Annotated in this window: 18 protein-coding genes; all 18 read right to left on the bottom strand. The window is 55.6% G+C overall.

Features of this window, described 5'->3' with window-relative positions; translation table 11 throughout:
• Positions 1-27 precede the first annotated feature (27 nt).
• The 18 genes from ACJJIZ_RS02540 to rpmH all read right to left on the bottom strand — a co-directional run bounded on the left by ACJJIZ_RS02540 (position 28) and on the right by rpmH (position 16,633).
• Positions 28-447 carry a F0F1 ATP synthase subunit epsilon gene (locus tag ACJJIZ_RS02540; RefSeq protein WP_108735087.1) on the bottom strand — a complete coding sequence of 140 codons (420 nt, stop codon included), beginning with the start codon at positions 445-447 and terminating at the stop codon, positions 28-30.
• 18 nt (positions 448-465) lie between these two features.
• Complete coding sequence (atpD, locus tag ACJJIZ_RS02535; protein ID WP_282930574.1) at positions 466-1,869, bottom strand: F0F1 ATP synthase subunit beta; 1,404 nt, start codon at positions 1,867-1,869, stop codon at positions 466-468.
• Positions 1,870-1,922: 53 nt separating this feature from the next.
• Positions 1,923-2,783: a F0F1 ATP synthase subunit gamma gene (gene atpG / locus ACJJIZ_RS02530; protein WP_282930573.1), complete on the bottom strand. Its 861-nt coding sequence runs from the start codon at positions 2,781-2,783 to the stop codon at positions 1,923-1,925.
• Positions 2,784-2,860: 77 nt separating this feature from the next.
• The gene (atpA, locus tag ACJJIZ_RS02525; RefSeq protein ID WP_108735090.1) at positions 2,861-4,405 is read right to left on the bottom strand and encodes a F0F1 ATP synthase subunit alpha; all 1,545 of its coding nucleotides are present in this window, start codon (positions 4,403-4,405) and stop codon (positions 2,861-2,863) included.
• Between the two features lie 48 nt (positions 4,406-4,453).
• Complete coding sequence (locus ACJJIZ_RS02520) at positions 4,454-4,990, bottom strand: F0F1 ATP synthase subunit delta (protein ID WP_444915124.1); 537 nt, start codon at positions 4,988-4,990, stop codon at positions 4,454-4,456.
• 12 nt (positions 4,991-5,002) lie between these two features.
• Complete coding sequence (locus ACJJIZ_RS02515) at positions 5,003-5,473, bottom strand: F0F1 ATP synthase subunit B (RefSeq protein WP_282930571.1); 471 nt, start codon at positions 5,471-5,473, stop codon at positions 5,003-5,005.
• A 52-nt stretch (positions 5,474-5,525) separates the two neighbouring features.
• A complete protein-coding gene (atpE, locus tag ACJJIZ_RS02510) occupies positions 5,526-5,771 on the bottom strand; it encodes a F0F1 ATP synthase subunit C (RefSeq protein WP_020413895.1) in 246 nt (81 codons plus the stop codon).
• A 59-nt stretch (positions 5,772-5,830) separates the two neighbouring features.
• Complete coding sequence (gene atpB, locus ACJJIZ_RS02505; RefSeq protein ID WP_282930570.1) at positions 5,831-6,757, bottom strand: F0F1 ATP synthase subunit A; 927 nt, start codon at positions 6,755-6,757, stop codon at positions 5,831-5,833.
• A 49-nt stretch (positions 6,758-6,806) separates the two neighbouring features.
• Complete coding sequence (locus ACJJIZ_RS02500) at positions 6,807-7,169, bottom strand: ATP synthase subunit I (protein WP_282930569.1); 363 nt, start codon at positions 7,167-7,169, stop codon at positions 6,807-6,809.
• 202 nt (positions 7,170-7,371) lie between these two features.
• The gene (locus ACJJIZ_RS02495; protein WP_282930568.1) at positions 7,372-8,274 is read right to left on the bottom strand and encodes a ParB/RepB/Spo0J family partition protein; all 903 of its coding nucleotides are present in this window, start codon (positions 8,272-8,274) and stop codon (positions 7,372-7,374) included.
• A 12-nt stretch (positions 8,275-8,286) separates the two neighbouring features.
• Positions 8,287-9,096, bottom strand: coding sequence for a ParA family protein (locus ACJJIZ_RS02490; RefSeq protein ID WP_444915123.1), 810 nt, complete (start codon positions 9,094-9,096; stop codon positions 8,287-8,289).
• A 126-nt stretch (positions 9,097-9,222) separates the two neighbouring features.
• Positions 9,223-9,852, bottom strand: coding sequence for a 16S rRNA (guanine(527)-N(7))-methyltransferase RsmG (gene rsmG / locus ACJJIZ_RS02485; protein WP_444915122.1), 630 nt, complete (start codon positions 9,850-9,852; stop codon positions 9,223-9,225).
• A gap of 85 nt (positions 9,853-9,937) precedes the next feature.
• The gene (gene mnmG, locus ACJJIZ_RS02480) at positions 9,938-11,827 is read right to left on the bottom strand and encodes a tRNA uridine-5-carboxymethylaminomethyl(34) synthesis enzyme MnmG (RefSeq protein WP_444915121.1); all 1,890 of its coding nucleotides are present in this window, start codon (positions 11,825-11,827) and stop codon (positions 9,938-9,940) included.
• A gap of 890 nt (positions 11,828-12,717) precedes the next feature.
• A complete protein-coding gene (gene mnmE, locus ACJJIZ_RS02475; protein ID WP_444915120.1) occupies positions 12,718-14,094 on the bottom strand; it encodes a tRNA uridine-5-carboxymethylaminomethyl(34) synthesis GTPase MnmE in 1,377 nt (458 codons plus the stop codon).
• A 79-nt stretch (positions 14,095-14,173) separates the two neighbouring features.
• Positions 14,174-15,844, bottom strand: a complete 1,671-nt coding sequence (gene yidC, locus ACJJIZ_RS02470) for a membrane protein insertase YidC (protein WP_444915119.1) — start codon at positions 15,842-15,844, stop codon at positions 14,174-14,176.
• An 8-nt stretch (positions 15,845-15,852) separates the two neighbouring features.
• Positions 15,853-16,086: a membrane protein insertion efficiency factor YidD gene (yidD, locus tag ACJJIZ_RS02465; protein ID WP_108735100.1), complete on the bottom strand. Its 234-nt coding sequence runs from the start codon at positions 16,084-16,086 to the stop codon at positions 15,853-15,855.
• Positions 16,083-16,469, bottom strand: a complete 387-nt coding sequence (gene rnpA / locus ACJJIZ_RS02460) for a ribonuclease P protein component (RefSeq protein ID WP_444915118.1) — start codon at positions 16,467-16,469, stop codon at positions 16,083-16,085. The genes yidD and rnpA overlap by 4 nt, the downstream gene beginning before the upstream one ends.
• Before the next feature lie 29 nt (positions 16,470-16,498).
• A complete protein-coding gene (gene rpmH, locus ACJJIZ_RS02455) occupies positions 16,499-16,633 on the bottom strand; it encodes a 50S ribosomal protein L34 (protein WP_020413885.1) in 135 nt (44 codons plus the stop codon).
• Positions 16,634-16,977 lie beyond the last annotated feature (344 nt).

The raw sequence follows: 16,977 nt of genomic DNA, 5'->3' as shown, positions 1-16,977 counted from the left end.
CAGGCCTTACGAGAAGGTAAGAACTGTTTACTTACCGGCCGCCTTGCGGATTGCCTGCAGGGTACGCAGACGCGCTTCGGCTTCGGCCAGCTGGGCTGAGATGCGCGCGTAGTCGACTTCGGACGGTGCCTTGTGCAGGGCGTGTTCCGCTTCTTCGCGGGCCTTCTGCGCGGCGTCTTCATCGATCTCACGTTCGGCTACATCGGCGAGGATAGTCACCATATTAGGTTGTACCTCGGCGTAGCCACCGCTGACGAACAGTACTTCCTCTTCACCACCGGGCTTGATGATGCGCACCGGACCGGCTTTCAGAGCGGTGAGCAACTGAGCGTGACCGTAGGAGAGACCCAGCTCACCCTCGATACCACTCACAATCACCATCTCTACCAGTCCGGAGAAGAGAGACTGCTCGGCGCTGACAATGTCACAATGTACTGTCATGGCCATAGTATATGCCTCTCTCGATTAGCCCTTGGCTTTGTTGGCTTTTTCCACAGCTTCGTCGATGGTTCCCACCATGTAGAAGGCCTGTTCCGGCATGTGGTCATATTCACCGTTCAGGATGCCCTGGAAGCCACGGATGGTTTCTTTCAGGGAAACGTATTTACCTGGTGCACCGGTGAAGATTTCCGCAACGTGGAACGGCTGGGACAGGAAGCGTTCGATCTTACGGGCGCGGGCTACGGTCTGCTTGTCTTCTTCAGACAGCTCGTCCATACCCAGGATCGCGATGATGTCCTTCAGCTCTTTGTAGCGCTGCAGTACAGACTGTACGCCGCGAGCCACTTCGTAGTGCTCCTGACCAATTACCTGTGGGTCCAGCTGACGAGAGGTGGAGTCCAGCGGGTCAACAGCCGGGTAGATACCTTTAGCGGCGATATCACGGCTCAGTACTACAGTGGAGTCCAAGTGCGCGAAGGTGGTCGCCGGAGATGGGTCAGTCAAGTCATCCGCCGGTACGTATACCGCCTGGATAGAGGTGATAGAGCCAGTCTTGGTGGAGGTAATACGCTCCTGCAGAACGCCCATCTCTTCCGCCAGGGTCGGCTGGTAACCTACCGCAGAAGGCATACGGCCCAGCAGTGCGGATACTTCGGTACCGGCCAGGGTGTAGCGGTAGATGTTGTCGACGAACAGCAGTACGTCTTTACCTTCATCACGGAATTTCTCCGCCATGGTCAGACCGGTCAGGGCTACACGCAGACGGTTGCCGGGCGGCTCGTTCATCTGGCCGTAAACCATCGCCACTTTGGAGTTGGCTTTGTTTTCCAGGTCAACAACGCCGGATTCAGCCATCTCGTAGTAGAAGTCGTTACCTTCACGGGTACGCTCACCAACACCTGCGAACACGGACAGACCGGAGTGCTCGGTAGCGATGTTGTTGATCAGTTCCATCATGTTTACGGTTTTACCTACACCGGCACCACCGAACAGACCAACCTTACCACCCTTGGCGAACGGGCAAACCAGGTCGATTACCTTGATGCCGGTTTCCAGCAGCTCGGTAGAGCTGGACTGCTCTTCGTAGGTCGGTGCAGCGCGGTGGATAGAGGAGCGCTCTTTCTCACCGATAGGGCCACACTCGTCAATCGGGTTGCCGAGCACGTCCATGATGCGACCGAGGGTTTCCAGGCCAACCGGTACAGAAACCGGAGCGCCGGTATTGCGCACGGACAGACCGCGGCTGACACCTTCGGATGAACCCATGGCAATAGCGCGTACCACGCCGTCACCCAACTGCTGCTGCACTTCCATGGTGAGGTTCTTGTCCTCAACCACCAGTGCGTCGTATACATTCGGAACAGAATCGCGTGGGAATTCCACGTCGATGACCGCTCCGATCACTTGCACAATTTGCCCGTTACTCATTTCCGGATCCTCAGCTTTAAATTCTTTCTAGGCTGACCATTACTGGCAGCGGATTAAACCGCCGCCGCACCGCCGACAATTTCGGACAGTTCCTGGGTAATGGCCGCCTGGCGCGCCTTGTTGTAGACAAGCTGCAACTGATCGATCAGCTCACCGGCGTTATCGGTGGCGCTCTTCATCGCGATCATACGCGCTGCCTGTTCACAGGCTTTGTTTTCAACTACTGCCTGGTATACCTGGGACTCGATGTAGCGAGCCAGCAATCCATCCAGCAATTCAACCGGATCCGGCTCGTAGAGGTAGTCCCACTCGTGCATGAGTTTTTCATCTTCGTCCTTCGGCAGCGGCAGCAATTGTTCAACCTGCGGCTTCTGGGACATGGTGTTGATAAACTCATTGGATACCAGGAACAGGCGATCGATATCGCCTTCTGCGTAACGGTCCAGCATTACCTTAACTGAGCCAATCAGCTGGTTGGCCTGGGGCGCATCGCCCAGATCGCGTACCGCTGCGACAACCTTGCTGCCGATGGCATTAAAGAAACTGGCCGCCTTGTTACCTACCGCGCAGACTTCGACGTCGACACCCTTTTCGGACCACGCCTGCATCTCGCGAATAGCGGCTTTGAACATATTGACGTTCAAGCCACCACAGAGTCCGCGGTCAGTGGATACCAGGATAAAACCGACCCGCTTGGCCTCGCGCTCTTGCAGGTAAATATGCTGGTACTCGGCCGAAGCGTTGGCGACGTGGCCGATCACTGCGCGTATGCGCTGGGCGTAGGGACGCCCCAGTGCCATGCGATCCTGAGCCCTGCGCATCTTACTGGCTGCAACCATTTCCATTGCGGCAGTAATTTTCTGCGTGCTCTTGATGCTGGCAATTTTTGTGCGTACTTCTTTTCCGCCTGCCATAGTGATTTACCTTGTTCGCTGGAAGTTAGATTCCGAAAGAGCGGACACGCCGCTCTCTCGCGCTCTCCAGGGAGTTCTTACCAGCTGCTAGTAGCGACGAACTTCTCGATAGCGGCTTTGAAAGCTGCGTCGATTTCGTCGTTGTAGTTACCAGTGCTGTTCACTTTCTCCATCAGCTCTGCGTGTTCGCTGTTCATGTAAGCGAGCAGGGCGGCTTCGAAATCGAGAACCTTGGCAACTTCTACTTCTTTCAGGTAACCCTTGTCGGCGGCGTAAACGGAAACAGCCATGTCCGCGATAGACAGCGGAGAGTACTGTTTCTGCTTCATCAGCTCGGTTACGCGCTCACCGTGATCCAGCTGGGCTTTGGTAGCTTCGTCCAGGTCAGAGGCAAACTGGGAGAATGCCGCCAGTTCGCGGTACTGAGCCAGAGCGGTACGGATACCACCGGACAGCTTCTTGATCACCTTGGTCTGCGCTGCACCACCTACACGGGATACAGAGATACCCGGGTTGATCGCTGGGCGGATACCGGAGTTGAACAGATCGGTCTCGAGGAAGATCTGGCCGTCGGTAATGGAAATCACGTTGGTCGGTACGAACGCAGATACGTCACCGGCCTGGGTTTCGATGATCGGCAGGGCGGTCAGAGAGCCGGTCTTGCCTTTCACTTCACCGTTGGTGAACTTCTCTACGTAGTCGGCGTTTACACGCGCTGCGCGCTCCAGCAGACGGGAGTGCAAGTAGAAAACGTCACCGGGGTAGGCTTCACGTCCAGGCGGACGCTTCAGCAACAGGGAGATCTGACGGTAGGCCCAAGCCTGCTTGGTCAGGTCATCGTATACGATCAGGGCGTCTTCACCGCGGTCGCGGAAGTACTCACCCATGGTACAACCGACGTAGGGAGCCAGGAACTGCATCGCTGCCGGGTCGGCGGCGCCAGCGGCTACTACGATGGTGTGATCCATAGCGCCGTGCTCTTCGAGCTTACGCACTACGTTGGCAATAGAGGACTGCTTCTGGCCCACGGCAACGTAGACACACTTAACGCCGGTACCTTTCTGGTTGATGATGGCGTCGATCGCCACAGCAGTCTTACCGATCTGACGGTCACCGATGATCAGCTCACGCTGGCCACGGCCAATCGGGATCATGGTATCAACCGCTTTCAAACCGGTTTGTACAGGCTGGTCAACGGACTGACGGGCAATAACGCCAGGCGCTACTTTTTCTACCGCATCGGTCAGCTTGTTGTTCAGCGGGCCTTTGCCGTCGATCGGGTTACCCAGCGCGTCTACAACGCGGCCGAGCAATTCCGGGCCAACGGGGGTTTCCAGGATGCGGCCGGTACAACGGCACTTCTGGCCTTCAGCCAGCGCCTTGTAGTCGCCCAGGATTACAGCACCAACGGAGTCGCGCTCCAGGTTCAGCGCCATACCGTAAACGCCGCCTTCGAACTCGATCATCTCGCCGTACATCACATCGGCCAGGCCGTGGATGCGGATGATGCCGTCGGATACGGAAACAATGGTGCCCTCATTTTGGGCTTCAGTGCTCACATCGAGATTTTCGATGCGGCTCTTGATGATTTCACTGATCTCAGAGGGATTCAGTTGCTGCATGCTCTGTTCCTCAAGTCCCCGCCGGCTAACGCCAACGGGGAGAGTAATTTAGGAGTTCATCGCCTCGGCGAGCTTGGCCAGACGGCCGCGTACGGTACCGTCGATGACTGTATCACCGGCGCGGATGATCGCGCCGCCCAGCAGGCTCTCGTCCACCGAGCTGTGCAGATGTATTTCGCGTTCAAACTTCACGCTGAGCTTTTGGCCCAGTGCTTGCGCCTGTGCATCGCTCAAGGCGTGCGCGGAAACAACTTCCACCTCGAGGGTGGCTTCCGCTTGCGCTTTCAGCTCTTCGAACAGTTCGGAAATTTCCGGCAGCAGCTGCAGGCGGTTGTTTTCCGCCAGCAACCGGATGAAGTTCCTTCCGTGCTCGCCGAGTTCGTCTGAACAGATCGACAGGAATTTATCTGCGCGCTCTTCACTGGTGAGCTGGGGGTTATCCAGCAGCTCACGCACTTTTTCGTTCTGGCTGACCGCTGCCGCAGTGCTCAGCGCAGTGCTCCAACCACCTAAGTGGGAGGCTTCCTGCGCATAAGAGAATGCAGCTTTAGCGTAGGGCCGGGCCAGTGTGCTGAGTTCCGCCATTGGGTTCCTCGCTTACAGCTCGGCTGCCAGTTTATCGATCAGGTCGTCGTGCGCCTTAGCGTCGATATTGACCGCGAGAATCTTCTCCGCACCCAGGACAGACAGGTCTGCCACACGGCTGCGCAGTTGCTCTTTAGCGCGATTCACTTCCTGGTCGATCTCAGCTTTGGCCGCAGTTTTCAGACGATCGCCTTCAGACTGAGCCGCTTGCTTGGCTTCATCGAGAATCTGGTTGGCGCGCTTGTTGGCACCATCAATGATCTCGTTAGCCTGATCTTTGGCTTCCTTCAACTGCTCGGCAGCTTTACGCTTGGCCAGTTCCAGGTCTTTCTGTGCGTGTTCGGCGTCAGCGAGACCATCTGCGATCTTCTGCTCACGCTCTTTCATCACGCCCAAAAGCGGCGGCCAAACAAACTTCCAGCAAAACCAGACGAAAAACAGGAAAGTAATCGACTGGCCGATTAGAGTCAGGTTGATATTCACTCCGACACCTCTTGCTCTTTAAATAGGGTTAAGGGCAATTGGAACGGCGTAATTAAACCAGACCAGGAGCTACGGCGAAGATCAGGTACATAGCGATACCAACACCGATCATCGGAACCGCGTCAAGCAGACCAGCCATCAGGAACATCTTGCCCTGCAGAGCCGGAGCCTGTTCAGGCTGACGAGCGGAACCTTCCAGCAGCTTGCCACCCAGAGTACCGAAACCGATTGCGGTGCCCAGGGCGCCCAGACCGATCAGCAGTGCACTTGCGATGTAAACCAGACCTAATGCTTCCATTGTGTTCTCCAAATCAAAGTTAAAGAGTTGTTGTAAAGGTCGAAAAAAGGGTTAAAAACTTATTGATCGTGCTCGTGCTCATCGTCGCGATGGTGTGCCATCGCCATGTACACGGTGCTCAATACCATAAATACGAACGCCTGCAGCACGATTACCAGTACGTGGAAGATCGCCCAGCCCATGTGCAGGAGGCCCGCACCAATAAAGCCGAGAACGCCAACGCCAAAGACAATCGCGATCAGGATAAAGATCATTTCACCCGCGTAGAGGTTTCCGAACAGACGCAGGCCCAGGGAGATCGGCTTGGCGATCAGGGATACTGCTTCCAGCAGGAAGTTCACCGGGATCAGCAGGATGTCAAAGAACAACTTGCCGGTATGGAAAGGGTGCAGAGTCAGCTCTTTAAGGAAGCCGATGGCACCTTTTTCGCGAATACTGAAGAAAATCATCAGCGCAAACACCGCCAGGGCCATACCCAGGGTGGCGTTCGGGTCGGTAGTCGGAACCACTTTAAAGAAGAGGTGATCGTTACCGGAGATCTTGGCGGCAGCCATCGGCAGCCAGTCCACCGGTACCAGGTCCATCAGGTTCATCAGGAACACCCACACAAAGATGGTCAGAGCCATCGGGGCAACCATAGTGTTGCGGTGGGGGAAGGTTTCCTTAACCAGCTTGTCGATAAAGTCGGTAACCAGCTCCACAAAGCTCTGGAAGCCTGTGGGCTTGTCCACACTGGCCTTCTTGGCTGCGCGGGCAAACAGGAAGCAAAAAATCAGACCGAGGCCGATAGACCAGCCCAGAGTATCTACGTGCAGGGCCCAAAAGCCCATATCCGCAGCTTCCTGGGAGGAATGCGCCATAGTCCAAGTAGACTCATTCAGCACAGTACCGTCGGCGCGGGTATACCCGGCCGGCAGCTTGCCGTAAGTCATATTTTGCAGGTGGTGTTGGATATACCCCGTCGCGGTTTGAGCTTCGCCTGCCATAGTTCCTCAACAATCGTAAAAGTAAGAATTCTTTTTTCTTATCCACCGGCTAGCGGACCATGCGCGCTACCAAAATCCACTGCACGATTACACAGAGGACGTAGCTGATAAAAAGCGCCGCGGCATTCAGTGGCTTGACGGTGGCAAACACCGCTGCAAAACCTGCCATGGTCAATATAAATTTGCCGGTTTCCGCGCGGTAGAAATTGCCTACCACGCGATGGGCCGCGCGCGCACCGCTATCGCGAAAGGCGCGCCTGCCAAAATATGCTCCGGGCAGTGCACACAGGGCACCGCCGATAAATACGGAGAGCGCAGTCACCGGTTTACCGCTCAAGTGCAGTGCCGCACTGGCCACCGATATCAGCAGAAGCTGTACCGCGGCTATTCGTAATACCGGGGGTTTTGTCATAGACGGGATAAGCCGACTTTTTTTGCGCTGTCCGCCCAAAATTTGGGCGTGCGAATTATGCGGCAACAGCATCGCCGATTCAACCGGCAAATGTCGTCAACTTATTTGATTTTCAGGAGGTTTTGCACGGAATTACTCGCCGCAGTGAGTATTTGCCAACAGTTATTGCGCGCGCCACTAGGACGCGCATTTCCCTGTGGCCTCAGTCCTCGGCGTAACCCAGGTGGGCCAGGATTCCATCCAGCTCTTCCAGAGTGGTGTATTTGAGTACCAGGCGGCCATTGCCTTTATCGTTGTGATCGATAGATACGGGCACTCCGACTTTTTCTGCCAGGCGCTCAGTCAGGCGACGGATATTGGGGTCGGGCTTCGGTTTTTCCGGTGCGGGGGCAGCCGGCTGTTGTAAACGGCGCACCAGCGCCTCTGTCTGGCGCACGGTAAGGCTGCGCTCGACCACTTGGCGCGCAGCAGAGCGCTGGGTGGCACCGGATAGACCGAGCAGGGCTTTGGCGTGCCCCAACTCCAGATCGCCACGCTCCAGGAAAGTCCGTACCTCTTCACTGAGACTCAACAGTCGCAAAAGGTTGGTTACTGCGGTACGGGATTTGCCCACCGCATCGGCCACTTCCTGCTGGGTCAGCTTGAACTCATCCTGTAAACGCTTGAGGGCTACAGCTTCCTCTACCGGATTCAGGTCTTCACGCTGGATATTTTCAATCAGCGCCATAGCGATGGCAGCTTCATCGGAAACGCTGCGCACCAGTGCCGGCACTTTCTCCAGTCCCGCCAATTGGGCCGCGCGCCAGCGCCGTTCACCGGCGATGATTTCATAGCTCTGCTCACCGATACCGCGCACGACGATCGGCTGCATAATGCCCTGGGCGCGTATCGAGTCCGCCAGCTCCTGCAAGGATTCCTGTGGAAAATCCCGGCGTGGCTGGTAGCGGCCGCGCTGCAAAAACTCTATCGGCAACTCCTTCAGCTCACCGTCGACCACGGCGGTTTCGGTTTCAGCTTCACCGGTAGCCTCGGCGATCGCGGTGCTGTTTTTATTGCTGATCAGGTGGGATAAACCCCGGCCCAGTCCTTTGCGTTTGGCGGCCATAGTAATTACCCCTTATACGGCTTCCGCCACAGGGCGGCTTTTCTTATTGGAAGATTGATTGGCGGGATGGCGGCGATTGATTTCGCAAGCCAGTGCCAGATAGGCAATAGCCCCTTTCGAATGGCGGTCGTAATCCAGCGCCGGCTTGCCGAAGCTGGGAGCCTCTGCCAAACGGACATTGCGCGGGATACAGGTTCGATACAGACGATCGCCGAAAAACTCCTGCAACTGCGCCGACACTTCGCTGGTGAGGCTGTTGCGCGGATCGTACATGGTGCGCAAGATACCCTCGATTTTCAGGTCCGGATTGGCGGCCTGCTGGATCTGGGTGATGGTGTCTACCAGTGCTGACAACCCCTCCAGGGCATAGTATTCACACTGCATGGGAATCAATACGCCGTGAGCTGCACAGAGGGCGTTTACGGTCAGCATATTCAACGATGGCGGACAGTCGATAATCACGTAGTCGTAACGATTACTCTCCGCAGCCAGGGCGCGGCGCAGGCGGGATTCGCGGCCCTCCAGATTCAGCAACTCCACCTCTGCCGCAGACAGGTCACCGTTGCCCGGGATCAAATCAAAACCGCTCTCTGTGGATACAATGGCCTGCTCAACGGGTAATTCAGCGGCCAGCACATCGTAACCGGACACCTCAAGGTCACTTTTATCCACACCGCTGCCCATGGTGGCATTGCCCTGGGGGTCCAGGTCGATCAGCAATACGCGCCGCTTGTTGGCAACCAAAGATGCGGCCAGGTTGACGCAGGTAGTGGTCTTGCCAACCCCGCCTTTCTGGTTGGCCACAGCAAATATCTTGCTCAAGATTCTTGTCCTTTGTTGTTTCCGGGTGCGTTTGCCCCGACGCCGGCTCGGCTTCGGGCGGCGGCTGTTGTGCCCCACGATAGGGGAGCAGGATTGGGCGGGCGACAAACCCGCCAAACTATCATCTTATTCTGTGCGACAGAGCTGAATCATATGTCGCTCACCGTCGCAGCCGGGCACCGACAACCGGTGCACCTGCTCGACCTTAATGCCTTTTGGCAGAGCGCTCAACTCATCCTCAGGCAGCTTGCCCTTCATGGCATAAAAACGACCCCAGGGTGCCAACATGTGCTCACTGCCATTGACCATATCTTCTATGGAGGCAAAGGCGCGGGACACCACACCGGCAAAAGGCTGTTCTGGCACAAAGGCTTCTACCCGCTCATTGACTACCGTGATATTGGGCAGGGGCAGGGTGCTGGCGACTTGGAACAGGAAGCGGGTCTTCTTGCCATTGCTGTCGAGCAGGGTGATGGCGCGCTCCGGATGCACAATTGCCAGGGGAATCCCTGGCAGGCCGCCACCGCTACCCACATCGATTAAAGAGCCTTCGCCACAGAGATTTACCACACTGAGGCTGTCGATAATATGGCGCTCCAGCATCTGCTCCGGGTCGCGTATGGCGGACAGGTTGTAGGCACTGTTCCAGCGGGCGAAAAGCGCCAGGTATTCCAGTAGCTGATCCTGCTGCCGGTCACTGAGTACCACCGACATCTGTGCCGCCGCCTCTAACAGGCGCGGACGAAACTGTTCCATTGAGTGAGAAATGGGTCTATCCCCCAGTAGTCCCGCGAAATTCAAACCCCGCAGGGCCTCGCGGGATACCCTGTGGAAAACCGATTTATACCGCTTTTTTGCGCTTCAGCAGCCCGCGCTTTTTCAACTGGATCAACAGCAGGGATATGGATGCGGGCGTCACGCCCGGTATTCGCGAGGCCCGCGCCAGGGTATCTGGGCGGGTCTCTCCCAGCTTTTGCTTAACCTCATTGGACAGACCAGAAATACCGCTGTAGTCGAAGTCCGCCGGGATCGGGGTATCTTCGTAGGCCTGCAAACGCTCAATTTCCTCGCGCTGGCGATCGATATAACCGGCGTACTTGGCCGAAATTTCCACCTGTTCGGCAACCTGCTCGTCGGTTACCGCTTCCCCTTTGAGGCCCGCCACATCCTGATAGCCCAGTTCCGGACGGCGCAACAGGTCCATCAGGCTATATTCCCGCGCCAATGGCTGCGGCAATTTGGTTTCTACAGAGGCGGCCTGGGGCGTCTTTGGGTGCACCCAGGTATCTTGTAGTCGCTGGGTCTCCCGAGCGATCTCCTCGCGCTTTTCACTGAACGCTGCCCAGCGGGTATCGTCGACCAGGCCCAATTCGCGACCTTTTTCGGTCAGGCGCAGGTCAGCATTGTCCTCACGGAGCAGCAAGCGATATTCCGCGCGGCTGGTAAACATGCGGTAGGGCTCTTTAGTGCCGCTGGTGATCAAATCATCCACAAGCACGCCCAGGTAGGCTTCATCCCGACGCGGGGCCCAGGCTTCGCGCTCCTGGGACTGTAGGGCGGCATTGGCGCCAGCCAGGAGTCCCTGGGCAGCCGCTTCCTCGTAGCCGGTGGTGCCATTGATCTGGCCGGCAAAGTAGAGCCCCTGGATAAATTTGGTTTGCAGGGACGGCAAAAGGTCGCGCGGGTCGAAGAAATCGTACTCAATTGCATAGCCCGGGCGGGTGATATGCGCATTTTCAAAGCCCTTGATGGAATGCACCAGATCAATCTGTACGTCGAAGGGCAAACTGGTGGAAATACCGTTGGGGTACAGCTCGTTGGTGGTCAGCCCTTCCGGCTCGATAAACACCTGGTGGCTGTCTTTGTCCGCAAAACGGTGCACCTTGTCCTCGATGGAAGGACAGTAGCGCGGGCCAATCCCCTCAATCACGCCGGAGTACATGGGCGAGCGATCGAGCCCCCCCTGGATAATTTCGTGGGTGCGGGCATTGGTGTGGGTAATCCAGCAGCAGACCTGGCGCGGGTGTTGATCGCGGCTGCCCAGGTAGGACATCACCGGTGTAGGGCTATCTCCCCACTGCTCCTCCAGCTCGCTGAAATCTACCGAGCGGGCATCAATACGGGGAGGGGTACCGGTTTTGAGGCGATCGACGCGGAAAGGCAGTTCGCGCAAACGATCCGCCAGGGCAATCGAGGGCGGATCTCCCGCGCGGCCGCCGGCATGGTTATCCAAGCCGATATGTATACGCCCACCGAGGAAAGTCCCAGCGGTCAGTACCACTGTCTTGGCACGAAAGCGCACCCCCGCATTGGTGACAACGCCCACAACCCGTTCACCTTCGACAATCAGGTCATCCGCCGCTTGTTGGAAGATTTCCAGGTTTTCCTGTGCTTCCAGGATTGAACGGATAGCGGCGCGATACAGGGCTCTATCGGCCTGGGCACGAGTTGCCCTTACTGCGGGGCCTTTGCGGGCATTGAGGACCCGGAACTGAATTCCGCCCAGGTCTGTTGCCGTTGCCATAGCGCCACCGAGGGCATCGACTTCCTTCACGAGATGACTCTTGCCGATACCGCCGATCGCCGGGTTGCAGGACATTTGTCCAAGAGTCTCGATATTGTGGGTCAGCAGCAGAGTGGAAGCTCCCATACGTGCCGCTGCCAGTGAGGCTTCGGTACCTGCGTGGCCTCCGCCGATCACGATCACATCATAGGTCTTAGGGAATTCCATAGTGGCTGCTACTGGTTACAACTGGGGGCGCACATTTTATAGGCAGTAGGTGTGAGTCAGCAATTGGCTACAAGCATATTCCTGCACTCTAGTTGGTAGACGCTTGTAAAGCTGTAAAAACTGAGACTATCCAGTTCCATGCTATTGGGGCTCTCTCTCCAAGGAAACTTTCTAGAGCTAGCTTTAGAGCAAATTATTTTTTGGCTCTCTTAAGTTTATATAAATGAATAAATGTATTTCTTAGAGAGAGGTTTTTGATTTAGTTGTTTTTATTAGTGTCCGGCAAATCATGTATAAGCAAAAAAAAGTCTTATAAATCAGTATCTTACATTGATGAAAACATGGGCAATAACCCCTTGGCCGAAGGGGGGGCAACCCCGGTAGACGATTGTGGAAAGCAGGGACAACTTTGCGCGCCTCATGCTGGCGGGAAAGTTATCATCATAGCATTCGTTGCTTACGCAGGTGTTTATCCCCTTTTTTACTCACACCTGGCAATTTCAGGTTTTAGCTTGTGTGTAGAGAGTTATAAGACTTGGGGGTTAATTGTGCGTAAGAGTGAATATTGTATAAGTCTGTGAGTTTCGTTGCTGTATCTATGTGATTTACAGGTGATTGAAGCAAGTGAAAAGATATCCACGGGAAATCCCCGTGGACATGTATAACTCGATCGGCGCCATATCTTATTTTGCAGAGTTTTTTGCCAGATTTTTTCGAGAGTCTATTTAATAAGATCGGGAAAAATTGGGGACTTAATTTATCAGGCCTGAAAAACGGGGTTAAGCCTGTGTAAAAGAAGTGAGAAATATGTTGGGAAGCCGGAAGGAGAGAAGAGAGGGAGAATAAAGTTGCCTCCCCCTTGGGATAACTTGGAAGTTGGGATGGGGCGTTTACTTACCGATACAGAAACTGCCAAAGATCTTGCCGAGTAATTCATCGGCACTCACAGTGCCAGTAATTTCCCCCAGAGCCTGCTGGGCCTGGCGTAAGTCTTCGGCGAGCAGTTCGCCTGCACCGCTAGTGTGAAGTTGCCGCTGGCCCTGATGTATAAAAGCTTGTGCCCGGCCCAGTGCGTCTAGGTGTCGGCGCCTGGCACTGAATGTTCCCTCTCCAGCGCCGCTGAAACCAATACTCTGTTTTAAATGCTCTTTTAACGCATCGAGTCCGGCACCTGTTTTTGCACTGATGGCAATCACAGGCACGCCTTCAGTATGTGCCTGAAGTCCAGCGCTGTAGTCGGTGAGGTCGATCTTGTTCAGTACCAATGTCAGTTTGTTGAGATCTCTTAGCTGACTGGTAAATTCTGGCCAAACTTGTGTGGGGTCCAGGGAGTGGAGCTGCTCTGCATCCATGACAAGTAGTACCCGGTCTGCGCCGTGGATTTCCTCCCAGGCGCGTTCGATACCAATTTGCTCGACTTTATCCGGGGCATCTCTTAACCCTGCAGTATCGGCAAACTGGAGGGGCATACCGTCGATATGAACATATTCACGCAGGATATCCCGAGTGGTACCGGCGATATCGGTAACAATAGCGGCGTCGTGTCCGGCCAGTGTGTTGAGCAGGCTGGATTTCCCTGCATTGGGGCGTCCTGCGATAGCAACTCGCATTCCTTCGCGCATTATCGCGCCCTGACGCGCCTGGGTTTCCACACCCACCATTTGTGCCAGTAGGGTTTCTATATCAGCTGCCACTTTGCCATCGGCGAGGAAGTCGATTTCCTCTTCGGGGAAATCAATGGCGGCCTCCACGTAGATACGCAAGTGGGTAAGGTTTTCCACCAGGTCTTCGATTTTCTCGGAAAACGCGCCCTGCAGTGAACGCATGGCATTACGCGCTGCCTGGGCACTGCCGGCGTCGATTAAATCGGCGATCGCTTCGGCCTGAGTTAAATCCATTTTGTCGTTGAGGAAAGCCCGCTCGGAAAATTCTCCGGGGCGGGCTTGTCGAGCGCCTAACTCGATAGCGGCTTGAAGTAACTGATCGAGAATTACCGGACCGCCGTGTCCCTGGAGCTCCACCACATCCTCCCCGGTAAAGGAGTTGGGACCGGGGAAAAAGAGCGCCAATCCCTGGTCGATTAACTGCTCTTTGTGGGTAAAGTTCCGGTAGTGGGCAGAGCGGGGCTGGAGGGATTTTTCGCCGCAGATTTGTTGGGCAATTTGTAGGGCTCTTGTGCCCGACAGTCGGATAACGCCGATACCGCCGCGCCCGGGCGCGGTGGCAACAGCGGCAATAGTGTCGCGATTAAGGCTTTCTTGTGTCATCGGCTGAGTTTACTCGACAGAACGGAAAAGGGCCGCATTTGCGGCCCTTGTTTATTGTGTTGCTGCAGATCGGTACTGGTTAGTACTTACCGGCATCCACCTGTTTGTTGATATACCAGGTTTGCGCAATGGTAATCAGGTTGTTGGCGATCCAGTACAGAACCAGACCCGCTGGGAACCACAGGAAGAACACGGTCATCATCACCGGCATCAGCTGCATGATGCGGGCTTGGGTTGGGTCGGTGGGCGCCGGGTTCAGCTTTTGCATAAACCACATAGACAGGCCCATCAATACCGGCAGGATAAAGTAGGGGTCCTTCGCCGACAGATCGTGAATCCAGAAAATCCAGGGCGCGTGGCGCAGCTCAACGGTTTCGGTGAGCATCCAGTAGAGCGCGATAAATACCGGCATCTGCAACAGGATCGGCAGGCAGCCACCCATCGGATTGATCTTCTCGCGGCGGTAGAGCTTCATCGTCTCTTCCGCCAGCTTTTGCCGGTTATCCTTGTACTGTTCCTGCAGCTTTTTCATCTGCGGCGCAAACTTGCGCATACGCGCCATGGATTTGGTGCCAGCGGCGGACAGAGGCAGAAGCAGCGTCTTGATAAATACGGTGAGCAGGATGATCGCCCAGCCCCAGTTGCTGACAATATGCTCCTGGATAAAGTGCAGGACACCGAATAGCGGTTTTGCGATCCACCAGAGCCAGCCGTAGTCGACGGTCAGATCGAGGCCGGGGGAGATTTCTTCCAGACGGTAGACATCTTTCGGGCCAGCGTAGAAAGAAGCGCTCAGCTCGCCTTGGGTGGCAGCGGGGATTTGCACTTGAGGTGCGGTAAAGCCCATGCGGAAGAGGCCGTTGGATAGCTCCTTCAATTCAAAGGTATTGCGCTCGTCCTGGGGGGGAATCCAGGCACTGATAAAGTAGTGCTGAACCATAGCTACCCAACCACCTTCGATGGTTTCGCGGGTGGGGTTTTCAGCAATCTCCTCGAAGTCCTGCTTGAAGTAGTTCTTTTCGTTGGTGCGGATGGCGGCGCCGAGGAAAGGCGACATACCGAAGCCGGTGTCGGTTGCGGGTTCACTGGCATCGCGCTTAATCTGACCAAACATGGCCGCAGACCAGGGTTTGTCACTGGTGTTATCCACCAAGTAGGCCACTTGGAGCAGGTAGTCTCCACGCTTGAAGGTGAAGCGCTTAGTGATATTGGCGCCTTCCTGTTGCAGAGTCAGGTCTACTATCAGGGTATCGTCGCCCTCAACCATCGCATATTCGGTTTTTGCCACCTTGAAAACCGGGCGGCCAGCGGCGCTGTCGGTCCCATTTTTACCGATAAGGCCACTTTGGGCAATATAGGTATGGTTGCGGGTCTGGTTCAACAGGATCAGGGGTTGGTCCGGGGTATCCAACTTCTCTTGCTGTTTGCGCAGCGCCACTTTGACGATATCGCCGCCACGAGGATTGATGAGCAGATCAAAAACGTCGGTGGTGACACTGATCAGCTTGCTCTCAGTACTGCTACCTTCATCGGATGCGAGCACCTGGGAGCGAAGTTGGGGAACATCACTGTCGCCGGTGCTCGCGGGTGTTTCGGCGGGTATTTGGCTGACAGTCTCGCCGCCAGTCTGCACGACGGTTTCGCGGTCGAGTTCAGGAGTGTGTTGCTCTTGAAATGCGTTCCACTGGAAGATAAGTGCCAGGAGAACCGCGAGAATTCCGCCGAGCAGCGTATAGCGTTGCCAATCCATCTTATTACCTAGAGCGTGTTCTTGTGTCTGGTAGGGGGAACCGGGTCCAATCCACCAGGGTGCCAGGGGTGGCATTTTATAAGGCGGCGCAGAGTTAAATAACCCCCTTTTATCGCTCCATGAGTTTCAATGGCCTCTTCAGAGTACCGGGAGCAGGTGGGGTAGAAGCGACATTGGTTGCCTACCCAGGGGCTGGCCAGGTAGCGGTATACATGAATCAGCTTGATCAGTATCCACTTCATGGTCGGGGTTTCGGCTGTCGAGCCCGCTTGGCCAGTTTACGCCAGAGTTTATTCAGTAGTTTCGCCAACTCGGCCTTATCCAGATCTGCGACCCCAGGGCGCGCGAGCACCACGGCATCCAGCGGCGGCAAATCGTATTGCTGCAGACGGAAGGTTTCCCGGGTTATACGCTTGATTTGGTTGCGGTCGGAGGCGTTGCGTACATGCTTTTTAGCAATAACGAGACCGAGACGCGGGTGTTCCAAGGAGTTTGGACGGGCGAGGATCAACAGATGAGGGTGTGCGGCGCGCACCTGGTTTTCATTGAATACCAAGCGATACTGCGCCGCATTGAGCAGGCGCAGCGTCTTGGCAAATCCGAAGCTGCTGCGCACCTGCTGCATAAAGAGATATCTCTAAAAGGGAAGAGATCTTATGCAGACAGTACTTTGCGGCCTTTAGCGCGACGGCGGGCCAGAATCTTACGGCCGTTTTTGGTTGCCATGCGAGCGCGGAAACCGTGAGTGCGCTTGCGCTTCAAGTTGCTTGGTTGAAATGTGCGTTTCATAGTCTTGCTACCTGAGACTTTGTGTTCAAAATTTCTCGGGACCTTTCCCGGCCGCGGCCTGGACTCCGGTCCGGCACAAAGCCGGTGCAGACGGAGCTACGCGCTGCGAAGGCCGCGGATTGTATAGAAAGCCAGCAGCGAAAGCAACGCGCTAATCAGGGAAATTCTTTTTATTGGTGCGCGAGTTTACTGTAATTTTTTACGCCAACTAGACAAGTCGTTGAGTCATCAGGGGTATCTCTGAATGCCCACTGATTGACCCCAAGATACCCACAGCCCCCTGTGGATAACTTTCGAAGGGTTTCCACCTCAATTGTCTAATTGTTGTGCAAATCCTTGATTGT

The sequence above is a fragment of the Microbulbifer maximicatervae (SeqCode) genome, from assembly GCF_052467225.1.
The sequence above is the reverse complement of the archived record's forward strand: the minus strand, read 5'-3'. Positions and strand labels throughout refer to the sequence as shown.

Bases quoted from the DNA above. Each gene is read 5' to 3' on its own strand.
- ACJJIZ_RS02540 (WP_108735087.1), bottom strand. From the start codon at position 447: ATGGCCATGACAGTACATTGTGACATTGTCAGCGCCGAGCAGTCTCTC.
- atpD (WP_282930574.1), bottom strand. From the start codon at position 1,869: ATGAGTAACGGGCAAATTGTGCAAGTGATCGGAGCGGTCATCGACGTG.
- atpG (WP_282930573.1), bottom strand. From the start codon at position 2,783: ATGGCAGGCGGAAAAGAAGTACGCACAAAAATTGCCAGCATCAAGAGC.
- atpA (WP_108735090.1), bottom strand. From the start codon at position 4,405: ATGCAGCAACTGAATCCCTCTGAGATCAGTGAAATCATCAAGAGCCGC.
- ACJJIZ_RS02520 (WP_444915124.1), bottom strand. From the start codon at position 4,990: ATGGCGGAACTCAGCACACTGGCCCGGCCCTACGCTAAAGCTGCATTC.
- atpE (WP_020413895.1), bottom strand. From the start codon at position 5,771: ATGGAAGCATTAGGTCTGGTTTACATCGCAAGTGCACTGCTGATCGGT.
- atpB (WP_282930570.1), bottom strand. From the start codon at position 6,757: ATGGCAGGCGAAGCTCAAACCGCGACGGGGTATATCCAACACCACCTG.
- ACJJIZ_RS02500 (WP_282930569.1), bottom strand. From the start codon at position 7,169: ATGACAAAACCCCCGGTATTACGAATAGCCGCGGTACAGCTTCTGCTG.
- ACJJIZ_RS02495 (WP_282930568.1), bottom strand. From the start codon at position 8,274: ATGGCCGCCAAACGCAAAGGACTGGGCCGGGGTTTATCCCACCTGATC.
- rsmG (WP_444915122.1), bottom strand. From the start codon at position 9,852: ATGGAACAGTTTCGTCCGCGCCTGTTAGAGGCGGCGGCACAGATGTCG.
- mnmG (WP_444915121.1), bottom strand. From the start codon at position 11,827: ATGGAATTCCCTAAGACCTATGATGTGATCGTGATCGGCGGAGGCCAC.
- mnmE (WP_444915120.1), bottom strand. From the start codon at position 14,094: ATGACACAAGAAAGCCTTAATCGCGACACTATTGCCGCTGTTGCCACC.
- yidC (WP_444915119.1), bottom strand. From the start codon at position 15,844: ATGGATTGGCAACGCTATACGCTGCTCGGCGGAATTCTCGCGGTTCTC.
- yidD (WP_108735100.1), bottom strand. From the start codon at position 16,086: ATGAAGTGGATACTGATCAAGCTGATTCATGTATACCGCTACCTGGCC.
- rnpA (WP_444915118.1), bottom strand. From the start codon at position 16,469: ATGCAGCAGGTGCGCAGCAGCTTCGGATTTGCCAAGACGCTGCGCCTG.
- rpmH (WP_020413885.1), bottom strand. From the start codon at position 16,633: ATGAAACGCACATTTCAACCAAGCAACTTGAAGCGCAAGCGCACTCAC.